This window comes from Chitinophaga agri (genome assembly GCF_010093065.1).
Lineage (GTDB): Bacteria > Bacteroidota > Bacteroidia > Chitinophagales > Chitinophagaceae > Chitinophaga > Chitinophaga agri.
Genome location: NZ_CP048113.1, coordinates 2906932 through 2918675 on the forward strand (window position 1 = coordinate 2906932; position 11744 = coordinate 2918675).

Genomic DNA, 11744 nt, shown 5'->3' on the forward strand with positions numbered 1-11744 from the left:
TCTGAAATTAGTGAAGGCATCGACGCAAGTCGGTGCCTTTTTTGTTATATGTTTGTTGTTGGCACCTTGAAACAAAGCCTTCATTAAATATGCCATTTGTCAACGTAACTATTGAGCGGTTTCTCGAAGAAGGACAACCTGGATGGGTAGAGACTTCAGTTAACGACGCCTGGAATAAAACCCATCTGTTCATAGATAACACAATTAGTGTTTGCTGCTAGTTATATAAAAAGTGGACTCTTATCAAAATATCCCCAAGCAGTCTAATCCCTTCCGAATGCTATATTTGCTTAACAGGCAAAGCCACCGAAATATCAGTGGCCTTCCCCATTAGTTAACAGTCGCTATCTAGCATTTACAATCTGGCCTTTATCATCTAAAACTGTATCCCCTTTATCACCTTCGCTAACAGCTCCGCAATAATCGCACATCCTTTATCCGAAGGATGTATTCCGTCATAAGTAACATCCATTGCCTTTACCGGATAAGGATACTTATCTCCCACAGTGAACGGTATGTCAATATAATCAGGATAAGTATATTCCTTATACTCGCGCGTTTGCGGATCTCTCACATATTTAAACTTCACCGCCTGTTTTATACCTAACCTCGGCTCACTATAAAGATCTACCACTTCCATATTATCAGCCTTCGCTATTGCTTTCACCACATTCACGAAAGACTCCAGGCTCTGGCCTTCCTGGTCTTTATACGATCCCCAGCTATGCACCTTGTTGTCAAGAAGGTATACAAAATCGCCACGCTGCATAGGTGTCATCAGTATAATATGTGCTTTGGGGTTAAGGCTACGTAGTCTGTCAATAATGACCCTGAACGCGCCGCTCATAGTCCCAATACCCGTGCTGTTCATATAGTCATCTACGGTACCAGGTTTTACACCAAGCCACCAATCGTTGGTACCCAGGAATATGGTATAAATATCCGATGCGCGAAGATCAAACTGATCTATTTTATAAGCAATTTCAACGCTGGTCCAGTAATTATGCCCATGGTTGATATAACTCAGTCCCGGCACATTTTCAGTAGTCCTTGTTATCCAACCCTTTTCAACCCTGTTATCAGTTTCTTCCAGATGATCATTAAAATAAGTAAAGGAATCGCCAATCGCTGTCCAGGTAATCCTTTTATAAGGCACAAAAGAGCCTAGTACCACTGGTAACAGCAGTAATAATAGTCTACAAACTTTCATATTTACTTTTCTAAGTATATACGGAAAAATATGTATATAGATTGCAAGTTCGGGCTACTAACTATTCCCTTTGCCTATCTGCCATATGATCAGAATTTTACGCGGGATACAACTTGTAAAAACACCTGTATTCAGGCATTTATAGCACATTTTTTTGCGTCTGAATACGACAATTTACAAAACGTTAACATTTTGCTGGTTTACTAAGTATATCTAGTTGTTAAACAAGGTCATATATCAATCATCCAAACGAGCAAACGCGCCACCAGTAATGATGTGATTGTCAATGCGGTTAGTCAGCAAAAATGCCTTTCTACGCAACCAGCTTAATTGAAGCATTACAAGTAACCAGACCAGATTTCAACTTATATCCTAAAATTGGACTAGCCTAAAGAACAACACTACGGACCAACCATATCAATTAAAACTAACAGCTGCATTCTTTCAGCTGGAATATTTCCGCTATGAATACTTAAACAACGTTAAGAAACTTCGAGGATCTCTATCTCTTTTTTATTAAACAGAAAACGCTCACCTGCCTTTTTATGCAGTAATACCTTCGCAAGTGGCGCATACGGCGAAAGGAAAAACACCGTCCGATGCTCAAGCAGTTGTTTACCCAAACCTGCGGCAATGAAAAACGAATACTCAGCACAACGCACCAGGGCGCCTGGCTGAGCATCTATATAAATAGTAGCGGTGTTTATTTTCTGCAGCTGGTCCAGCTCCTTCAAATTCTCCGCCTGTTGCCGTGCATACATATCTTTTTCCAGATGCCCCATCGCACGACCTGTCTCATACTTATCTCCCGCGGAGCTCTTCCCTTCATTATTAGCCGCTTCCTGCGCATTATCGATCGCCGCTTTAGTCATGGCAATACGCTGCTTAATAAGTAACTCTCCTGCCTGTTTCAGCCTGTTTTTAAAGGCGATCATCTCCTGGCCTGTCATGTCATACTTTTTTTGCCCTGCGGGTGATAACAAGTACTAACTGATATCGTTAACCCTTAATATAAGGGTGATACTCTTTTGATAGTTTAGTACCTACCTGGAAGAACATATCTACATAGGAATTTTCATATTCCATATCCAGCATTTCTTTATTAAAATAAGCCGTTAGTTCTTCGATACTATGCGCACTCCAGTCTGTCTTCTTCTGCGCATGTTTTCCTCTGTCTTCCGTGGCATAAATAAACGGAAACGAAAACGCTTTCCGTATGGACACGGTATTACTCTTTATCTCCGCATCTGAGAGATTCACCATTGTGTGAATGTCCGCTTGTCCCATCACAGAAAGACAAGTTGTCTTTTTAAGACCTTTTCCTTCAATAAAAAACACTTCTTCCACATCAAGATCACCCGTGATCTGCGCCAGACTGTCTTTATGATCAGGATATCTTGTCCACATGTTCCTGGTTTGCACGTCACCTGCTATCAGGCCCTGATAAAAACTCAGCACTTTGGTATGCACGTTTCCTAATATAACCGGCTGCGACAAACGTAGATCCGCCATTTCATTTACATATTTGTAAAAGACGCCCCAGTAAATATCATCGGAAATATTGAGTGTGTCTGTTTCAATATCACCATCGTAAACAGGAAAAAGCTGCCCATCAAATACGCTCTTGTCCTTTGATCCTTCATATAAGGTTGCTAGCTTATTGCCCGCCGGTAACATGGATTTTAAGTCCCTGTAAGCTATAATTTTCAATTGTGCTTCGTGAATCATTCTAGTATGTACTTAGGAAGTATAGGTTTTCAATGAAATACCAATTGCGTCTGTATCAGATCACAAACCAAATATATCAATTTTTATATCTACCATTATTCATTCTCCGTACACCTGCACCTGTTTCTCCCTTCTACCTGATAGACTATACCATTTGTCTTGTAATTCCGATAAAAATATTATTTTGTATCTACAATCTCTAATTAACCTCGTATGCTATCCATTGAAGCCATTATAAATTCGGCAACCTATATGATAAACACACGGAAAAACGTATCCTGATAGAAGCCGGTGCTGCCGTATCCATTACTTTATCACGGATGCTTTACTTCAGCAGGGCCCTAATCTTCTATACCAGTAAGCCCACTGCTTACTGATCGGTTATTTCGAATTCAACCTTTACATTTGCACCACATCCAACAACCAAACAATGCAACCACTCCATATCATCACTTCCCGCTTGCTCATCCGGCACCTCACTCTTAGTGACGGCGCTGACTTTCACCGCTATCGCTCCAATCCCGAAGTGACAAGGTACCAGGGTTTCGATGTCATGACCATGGAACAGGCCACCACCTTCATCACCAATAATGCAGTAAAAAATTACGGCAAAGCGGGCGAATGGGTACAATACGCCATCGAGCATACAGCTTCAGGAAAGCTTGTCGGAGACTGTGCCATCAGACTGAAAGAATACGATGCACGCATCGCAGAAGTCGGCATTACGATCTCACATCTTGCCCAAAAGAACGGTTTCGCCAAAGAAGCCATGCTCGGTATCCTGGCCTTTCTATTTGATGAAAAAGGTATCCATAGAGTAGTCGAAACGGTAGACGCAGAAAACACAGCCTCTATTCATTTAATGAATAGCATAGGCTTTCGTCAGGAAGGACACTTCATAGAAAATATTTTCTTTAAAGGTAAATGGGGCAGTGAATTTCAGTACGCAATGCTCAAAAGAGAATGGGACACCATAAAAGTAAGATGACACTATACATGATCCACTGCCGGTATAGGTTCTTCTACCATAGTACCTCCGTTAGCGTCAACATATGTACACACCATTTTCTCTGTATCAATTACCCACTTCTCCACTCCTGCTGCCGCGGCCTGGACACAGAAGGTCATAAAGTCCGTCTGCCCCTGCTGATGAATCGCGATCGTATGCCGCAGGTCCGCTGCTGATGGCTTCTCCGCTATTGCCAGTGGCGCATACATAGGCTGTGAGGCAATCTTTGTTGCGGCATCTCCATAATAAACAGTCTCCCCGTTGCTCACGAGAAATTCATACCGCCGGAGACCCAATGTCCTGATCTCCTGAATATACTTCGGAAAATCAGCGCCTGATCTTACTTTTGCATGTGCTGCCTTCACCTGCTCTAATGTGAACATAGCTTTATGATTTATAAAACGAATTTACATCTATTACCCACTATCTTCCTACCCCTTCATCTGTCATCACCACTTTCTTCATTTCGCCATCCTCTCCGTAGCTGAGATGATCCATACAAACAGACCTTCTGTGACTGCTGCCACCCATTAATACACCATTATGATATACAAACAGGTACTGCCTCTTAAAGTCAATAATACATGGCCTGTTCGTTTCACATAAACTCCCACGACCATGAACACTTCGACGCATCGCATAAGCCACTTTCTCCGGCATTCAAATTCAATTTATCCCCTTATTCTCCATGTATATGTATGTTATGATGTAAAGAGCTGTTTCACTTTTGAACCCATCTTCTTCAATGATCGCTGCCAGCCACTATCTTCTTTCTTATCCTGTCCCAGTAAATAGGCATATGGCTCCATCACCGGTATATGATCAAAGATCACCTTCAACATGCCCATCAATGGGATCGCCATCACCATGCCCGGAATACCCCATAGTAATTCTCCCGCTACCAGTCCGACGATCGTCGCCATCGGATTAAGATCCACACCCGCACCGACTACCAGCGGTTCCAGGAGATAGGTCTGTATAAACTGCACCAGTCCATATGTCAATAAAATACCTACGATCAGCGTCATATCTCCTCCCTGTACCAGCGACATCAATAACGTCAGCGCTGTTCCCGTCAGGTTTCCTACAAAGGGTATGATCTCCAGCAGTCCGCAGAGTATCGCAAAGAAGAAAGCGTTCTTTACGCCTGCGATTGAAAATCCTATGGCATACATCACCCACAGGAACAGGATCATCAGGAACAGCCCTTTCAGATACTCCTGTGCTGTTTTTTGTGTCTTGTGAATACAGGATACTGCTTTCGTTCTTTCATCCTTCGGTACGAGCCGGACGATATACCCTTTTATCTTTCCTCTGAAAAAGATAAAGAGAAAGGTATACACAAGGACCAGTAACAGATTAGTCAGAAATCCGCCCACACCACCGATGATCGCCGTTATCACCGCACTCGCCTTACCTGAAGAGGACTCCTGCTGCTCTTTGAGCATCTGCTTCTGCTTCTCCGGACTGATACCATACTCTGTACTCAGGAACTCGCGTAACTGCTGATATTTCTGCATAAGCTGCTGTTCCAGTTGCGAGGCGTTTTCAGCAATGTCAGATACCTGCCAGCTAATGAATACTATCACCAGTGCAAAGAAACCGACAAACAACAGCAACGACAGCAATACCCCCACCGCATGATTCACTCCTTTTGACTGCAGCCATCTGGTAACGGGTAATAACAGCATGGCCAGCAGGCCTGCAAATGCAATGGGTACAAAGAACGGTTTCCCATATACCAGGATCACAACAATCAGTGTCAGTATCAACAAAATAGCAGCTGCATTGAATACTTTAGTACGAGGCATCATAGTTAATGAGATGAATATATGCATCAGTTACAACAACAATGCCTGCTATTCACTGTCCGGCACATCCAGCTCTTCCTGTTCCACCCTGGCAATCTTTTCCCCACTCACTACCCCGCATGTGCAAAAATTGTACAGTCTCCTATAGATGAGGTCATCAATATAAAAGATCGTAGCTTTAATACAAACATCCATCATTTTGAAAGCCATCATCACTTTGCTGAAATTGCTGTTGCTGCATGACTATCCATCCGGATCTGCTATTAACTATTACAATGAACACCTGTATATTGTTGGAGACGACGCCAATCAATTACTCGTTCTTGACAGTCACTACAACCAGGTAAAGCGCATTCCGCTATTTCACTATGAGGAGAAGCGAATCCCGAAAGCCCAAAAGCCGGACCTGGAAACAGCTGTTATTATCCATAACGACGGCCAGCCCAATCTGCTGGCAATAGGCTCCGCTGCCACGAAGGAAAGAGAACTCTTTGTCCTGCTTCCGCTTCAGGCAACTGACAGCCCCCGCTATATTTCCTCAAAGGCATTTATAGAACGCCTGCAGCAACTTCCTGAGATCAATATTGAAGGAGCTACCATCGCCGGTGATCATCTCATACTTGGCAATCGTGGCAATGAAAGCCATCCTGTTAATCAGCTGGTCGTCACTACTCCCGATTGCTGGCAGCACCCTGCTGACGCTCCGGTCAGTATCGCCACGCTGGACAATCCATTCTCACTCCCTGGCTTCGCCGGCGTATCGGAGCTATGTTATGTTGAACAACAGGACGTATTACTCCTCACCTTATCCAGTGAGGCAACCACCAATGCGTATGATGATGGCATCATCGGCGACAGCTACATAGCATGGGTAACGAATTTCCGCAAGCAACTATCCACCGGAAAAATAACTGTAAATGGTATTGTGAACCTGTCAGATGCAGCCCCTGCATTCAAAGGAGAAAAAATAGAAGGCATCTGCCTGTCTGCCATCAAGGAAGACGGATGGTATCTGCACCTGGTCGCAGACGATGACCAGGGTGCAAGCAAATTATTTCACATCAAACTGCTACTTCCATAAACTATTTTTCCAATTAGAAAATACCTAATTTCCGTTATATCTTCCTATCGGAAACGTATATATCTTTGTGACTTTAATTAATAAACGGATCACTCCTCATTTATTAATTACAATTGAGAACCATGAATGTACCTTTTATTGAGATCCTGGAATGGACGGTAAAGGACCCCAATCTCCTAATGTGGAAGTTCCCCTCTCAGGATGCCGACATAAAAAATGGCGCTAAACTGATTGTCCGTGAATCCGAAACCGCACTATTATTAAGTGAAGGAAAGCTGGCTGATGTATTCGGTCCGGGAACCTATACGCTGACAACAGAGAACATCCCCCTGCTGACCAAACTAAAAGGCTGGAAATACGGTTTTCAGTCCCCCTTTAAAGTTGATGTCTATTTCCTCTCCACCAGACAGTTTGTGAACCTGAAATGGGGCACGCCGGCACCTGTGATGCTGTCCGATCAGAAATTCGGACAGGTACGTGTCCGGGCATTCGGCAGCTATAACGTACGTGTGGCCGACCCTGCCAGGTTCTTCCGTGAATATGCCGGTACACAATCCGTACTCTCTGTCCTGGAGCTACAGCACAAACTGCGCGATTACATTGCTCCGCAGTTTGGCGAGGCACTGGCAGCTGCCAATATACAGATATTGGATATCGCCGGTAACCTGCAGTCACTCAATGCCCGCATCCGACCTTCCATACAACCTTATTTCGATGCTTTTGGCATTGAAGTAACGGAGTTTGTGGTCACCTCTGTCACCCTTCCCGATGATGTTGCCAAACACTTCGATACCGTTACCAACATGAATATGGTCACCGATATGGACGCCTATCTGAAATTCAATCAGGCGGCGGCGCTGGGTAAAGAAGGTACTGTCATGAGCGACGCGGCACAACAGGGGGCTGCCATGGCTTACATGATGACCGCCATGCAGGCACAAAAACAGGAGGCAAGACCTGCCGAACGTTCCGACGATCCGGAGACAAAACTCAAACAGCTGAAAACATTGTACGACGGCGGACTGATAGACGCGGATGAGTACAAGGCAAAGAAAGCAGAGATCCTATCCAAACTGTAGCAGCATGCAGGAAGAAAACAAACCGCTATCCTTTATTGAGCGCATGAAACAGCGGGCTGTTTCACAACAAACCTATGGCGGTAAGCCGGATGAAACAACGGCTGGCACTAACGGTGCAGCCTGTCCTAACTGCGGCGCGGGCCGCGCTAAGCAGGATGGATTAACCCACTGTGCCTACTGTGGACATACCTTTATTACTACATCGCTGACTGATGGACACTATATCCGGAAGTCAGACAATTCTAACACTTAGTTATGGGCTTATTTAACTGGGGAAAAACGGCAGACAAACAACCTCCTCCTTTTGCTGCTGAACTCGATGCATTGGAAAACAGACTGGACTCCTTCCTGGCGAAACTGAACGAACGGATTGACGTACTACTGGACGGCTTTATGGAAGAAGCGCCCGCTATCATTGCCAGTGACGACCGTTACGGACAGGCATATTACCGCTTCTCTTCTGCTATGCAGGGACAGGCAGGTAATATGCGTGAAAAAGTAAGAGAGGTACGTGAGAAACAAATTGAACCTGTCTTCCAGCAATATATAGACACCGTTGCTGCAGGCAGCGACGGCTATCGGCTGCTCTACGAATGGCGTAACCGCTGTGGAAACAAAACTGATAGCTGGGAAGAACGCCTCCAGCAACGTATTGATACAGCCATCGGGCAGGTAGAGAGAAAAGATTATGAACCTGTCTTTCAGCAAATGCTGGATACATACTGGCAGCAGTGTAAAACGGTTAACTGCCGTCAATGTGGCGGTGCGCTCGATATACAACAGGTATATTACCACAGTGCCTACGTATCCTGCACATCCTGTCAGACGCAAAACATCTTCGAACCAGGTGTCATCGCCCGTGATATTGAACATACCGCCCGGAAACTGGCAGAACAGCGCAGTAAACATTTCATGGATGCACATGAGCAACAGCAAAAGGAAGAACAGGACCTCTATCAGCAGATGCACGCATTGCAATTAGCCATGAGCTTCGAGGAACGGACGGCTAAAAAAGGTCCGCGATACGATCAGCTCATCATGCTGGAAGCCAGACGTGTGCAGGCTGAAAATAATGTACATGAACTGCTGGATAAATACTACAGAGGCATCTTCAATGAACTGAACCTGCTGCTGCCCGATCTGAAAGAACATCATGAGAAATTCTTCCTGTCTTTACAAACGAATTACCAGCGTTCCCTAAGCAAACGAAGCACAAATATTTAATCTATTATAAATAAACAAACCATGAGTCAGAACAACCCCCTTTTTGAACCTATTCACGGTATCAGCCTGTATGATTATTCAGCTGCCAACGCTAAACTGGCCAACGGTGTAGCGGTTGATGCTATTTGCAGCGCGCTGGGCGTGGAAGCACCTGTATGGGAAGACGCCAGCCAGGGGTGGGCGCAGCGTATGCAGGAAGACCCTACATATACCGTTATTGCAGAGATGGGTACTTTATTCGGACAGGCAGATCAGCATCCGAAATTAGGCAGTCTTCAGTCTGCCGGTGGCGCAGGTAATACAGAGAACCTCCAGCGTCTGGCTACAGACCGTTACTTCTATGAAGAACTGAACGGTGCCCGTACTGCTGCCTACGAAGCAGGATTAGATGGTGCTCAGTGGATTCAGGATAACTATGGCCTGTCACTCGGTGACTTCCAGCAGGTAGCGATGCAGTGGATGGAACTGCAGAAGCAGGAATCACCTGAGGAGACCTTGGAATATGTCAATCATATGGACGCCAAGAGACAGGAGTACGGAAGAATGTTCGCTGCCGAAAATGGCGGCAACATTGCTGATGATGTTGATTTTTAACAGACAGCCAGTTGTCAGCCCGAAAGCCGTTTCCGCGGCCAGGGTATATAGAAGGAACCCGTTTGCTGATCAGGCAGGCGGGTTCTTTTTTTGAGGTAGTATTCATATGTTCTAAAAAGAGCGTCCACATTTGAATGCGACGACCCGATAGCGGTATACCTTATCCGTATCAAAAAAAATTAAGTGTCTAAACAACATTTCGTCGTTCAGACACCTAACCTTCATCATTACTCCATCTTCAATAACCAATCACTTCTTCTCTATTACCATATTTACTACAGCCATAGGTGGCAGCGAGACCTTAATACCTCCAGCGGCCGCTGCACCATATGGATCCAGTTCTTTATAATTGTCAGGTCCTCCTGATATACCGGAAGGTCCTGCTCCATTTACAAATACTTTTCTGGAAAATCCGGTAACGCCTTCTCCTCCTGTTAATACATACCAGTAGAATTTTGCACCCGGATTAAAGTTCTTAAAACTAACGGTTACATTCCTTGTCATACTTGCTCTGTTGACTAATGTCACTCCTACTTCTCCTGAACTGAATGTAGAAGCATATGCACTGATATTCGCATTACTATCAGCTACAGTAGCATTGATCCCTCTGTCACCCAGAAATTTCTGAAAGAAATACTGATAAAAGAATGCGGGTCTCGCCGTCCATCTGGCTTCTCCTGATGCTGCCTCTCCCTGGCTGAATAACCCATGATCATTTCCGTTCTCCCATGCATTCGCGAGATCCCAGCGACTGGACATACCGAATCTATTTTTTATCAGTTCTCCCCATACCATTACAGCGTGCATTCCTGCCACCTGAGAAACCATCTGCTGTGAACCCACTGCAAAAATGTTCCATTCTGTCAATGCGAGTGGCTTTGCTGCTACCCCATTTGCGGTAAAAGAGGTGCTGACATGATCGTAGATAGCGCTGGTAACAGTAGCAGCAGATGCGAGTATCTCCTGTGGATTTGAATTGGTGTTATAAGGGGTAAAATAACTATGTACAATATAGTAATCTGCTGTATTCCCTGCCTGTTGCAGTACACCACTATTCCACCTCTTATCTGTTTCCGTCGCCCATATTGCCGGCTCATGTTCGAGTAACTGAGCGCCTATATAGATCTCCTTTCCGATCTCTGTCGCTGCCTTCCGCATGGAATCAACAAACACCCTGTAGTGACGTCCATATAACTCTCCGCTGATCAGCTGTGGCTGGCCATCCTTATTCTGTGAAACATCTATGCGGTATCCTGCCTGCCATGTGCCATTACTTTCATTACCGATCTCCCAGTATTTCGTGCGCCCATTATCGTACCGCACCCAGTCTGCCGCCAGATGGGCGGCAGCTGCAACAGGATTAGCGGCCGTACTGTATCGTGCATAACCATAATTCACCGTGATCATTCCTTCATTGCCTGTCTGCTGTAACATACGATAGTAATTATCGAGCGACAATGTCCATTCTGCTGTATTCCCTCCATACCAGTAACCCGGGTCGATCTTATTACCGTCCGCATCTGTGAGCTGCGCAGGAGCATCTGCCGGCGGATTACCAGGTTGCTTATTCCAGAAGTAGACACTACTGATATTGCCACCCGGAAACCGGATGATACGGGTCGGCAATTGTTTCAGCTGATCCATCAGTTTAGACTGATCCACCATCTGCGTCATATAGGGGTTACTGTTATTACCAAACAGCGCCGGCGATATCTTCGTTGTGATCTGTGATGCATCAACGGTGACCTTGTAAGGTGCAGCAGATGGCGGTGTCGCTGTTGTATAAGCTGGCGCCGTGAACCTTCTGGCGGACCATGGTGTCATAAAAAAGCCTATACTTGTAGCCAGCGCCGGGTCTTCGGGTACTATCACTGTCGTTCCCGTTGTATCTTCTTCTTCCTTATACTTCTCACCGTTGCTTTTATTGCAGGCCGTGCACCATAATATTTCCATGCATAAAAAAAACAAGACCAAAATGCGCTTCATTCTCAAATATGTATTAATGAGT

At 45.1% G+C, this 11744-nt stretch carries 14 protein-coding genes; 7 read left to right on the plus strand and 7 right to left on the minus strand.

The window, feature by feature from the left end; all coding sequences use genetic code 11:
• Positions 1 to 376 precede the first annotated feature (376 nt).
• The 3 genes from GWR21_RS11355 to GWR21_RS11365 form a co-directional block, all read right to left on the minus strand.
• Positions 377 to 1210 (minus strand): SGNH/GDSL hydrolase family protein, encoded by an 834-nt coding sequence (locus tag GWR21_RS11355; RefSeq protein ID WP_162331862.1) that lies wholly within the window; start codon positions 1208 to 1210, stop codon positions 377 to 379.
• A 482-nt stretch (positions 1211 to 1692) separates the two neighbouring features.
• Entirely contained in the window at positions 1693 to 2160 is a 468-nt protein-coding gene (locus tag GWR21_RS11360) for a GreA/GreB family elongation factor (RefSeq protein WP_162331863.1), read from the minus strand.
• 49 nt (positions 2161 to 2209) lie between these two features.
• Positions 2210 to 2938 carry a hypothetical protein gene (locus tag GWR21_RS11365; protein ID WP_162331864.1) on the minus strand — a complete coding sequence of 243 codons (729 nt, stop codon included), beginning with the start codon at positions 2936 to 2938 and terminating at the stop codon, positions 2210 to 2212.
• A 430-nt stretch (positions 2939 to 3368) separates the two neighbouring features.
• On the opposite strand from GWR21_RS11365, the gene GWR21_RS11370 reads away from it, so the two are divergent.
• Positions 3369 to 3926 carry a GNAT family N-acetyltransferase gene (locus GWR21_RS11370; RefSeq protein WP_162331865.1) on the plus strand — a complete coding sequence of 186 codons (558 nt, stop codon included), beginning with the start codon at positions 3369 to 3371 and terminating at the stop codon, positions 3924 to 3926.
• Between the two features lie 2 nt (positions 3927 to 3928).
• Here the strand turns inward: GWR21_RS11370 and GWR21_RS11375 are convergent, their stop codons facing one another.
• From GWR21_RS11375 to GWR21_RS11385, 3 genes are read right to left on the minus strand one after another with little or no spacing between them, the layout of a single operon-like run.
• On the minus strand, positions 3929 to 4330 hold the full coding sequence (locus GWR21_RS11375; protein WP_162331866.1) for a DUF1398 domain-containing protein: 402 nt from the start codon (positions 4328 to 4330) through the stop codon (positions 3929 to 3931).
• A 40-nt stretch (positions 4331 to 4370) separates the two neighbouring features.
• On the minus strand, positions 4371 to 4607 hold the full coding sequence (locus tag GWR21_RS11380) for a glycoside hydrolase family protein (RefSeq protein ID WP_162331867.1): 237 nt from the start codon (positions 4605 to 4607) through the stop codon (positions 4371 to 4373).
• A gap of 41 nt (positions 4608 to 4648) precedes the next feature.
• The gene (locus GWR21_RS11385; RefSeq protein ID WP_162331868.1) at positions 4649 to 5761 is read right to left on the minus strand and encodes an AI-2E family transporter; all 1113 of its coding nucleotides are present in this window, start codon (positions 5759 to 5761) and stop codon (positions 4649 to 4651) included.
• Positions 5762 to 5779: 18 nt separating this feature from the next.
• Here GWR21_RS11385 and GWR21_RS11390 point away from each other — a divergent pair, with 18 nt between their 5' ends.
• The 6 genes from GWR21_RS11390 to GWR21_RS11415 all read left to right on the plus strand — a co-directional run bounded on the left by GWR21_RS11390 (position 5780) and on the right by GWR21_RS11415 (position 9736).
• Positions 5780 to 6001, plus strand: coding sequence for a hypothetical protein (locus GWR21_RS11390; RefSeq protein WP_162331869.1), 222 nt, complete (start codon positions 5780 to 5782; stop codon positions 5999 to 6001).
• Positions 5958 to 6839 carry a DUF6929 family protein gene (locus tag GWR21_RS11395; RefSeq protein WP_162331870.1) on the plus strand — a complete coding sequence of 294 codons (882 nt, stop codon included), beginning with the start codon at positions 5958 to 5960 and terminating at the stop codon, positions 6837 to 6839. The genes GWR21_RS11390 and GWR21_RS11395 overlap by 44 nt, the downstream gene beginning before the upstream one ends.
• A 122-nt stretch (positions 6840 to 6961) precedes the next feature.
• On the plus strand, positions 6962 to 7918 hold the full coding sequence (locus GWR21_RS11400) for an SPFH domain-containing protein (protein WP_162331871.1): 957 nt from the start codon (positions 6962 to 6964) through the stop codon (positions 7916 to 7918).
• 4 nt (positions 7919 to 7922) lie between these two features.
• Positions 7923 to 8171: a hypothetical protein gene (locus GWR21_RS11405; RefSeq protein ID WP_162331872.1), complete on the plus strand. Its 249-nt coding sequence runs from the start codon at positions 7923 to 7925 to the stop codon at positions 8169 to 8171.
• 2 nt (positions 8172 to 8173) lie between these two features.
• On the plus strand, positions 8174 to 9142 hold the full coding sequence (locus GWR21_RS11410) for a hypothetical protein (protein WP_162331873.1): 969 nt from the start codon (positions 8174 to 8176) through the stop codon (positions 9140 to 9142).
• Positions 9143 to 9163: 21 nt separating this feature from the next.
• On the plus strand, positions 9164 to 9736 hold the full coding sequence (locus GWR21_RS11415) for a DUF6620 family protein (protein ID WP_162331874.1): 573 nt from the start codon (positions 9164 to 9166) through the stop codon (positions 9734 to 9736).
• A 249-nt stretch (positions 9737 to 9985) separates the two neighbouring features.
• Here GWR21_RS11415 and GWR21_RS11420 read toward each other — a convergent pair whose 3' ends face one another.
• Positions 9986 to 11722, minus strand: coding sequence for an alpha-L-arabinofuranosidase (locus tag GWR21_RS11420; RefSeq protein WP_162331875.1), 1737 nt, complete (start codon positions 11720 to 11722; stop codon positions 9986 to 9988).
• Positions 11723 to 11744 lie beyond the last annotated feature (22 nt).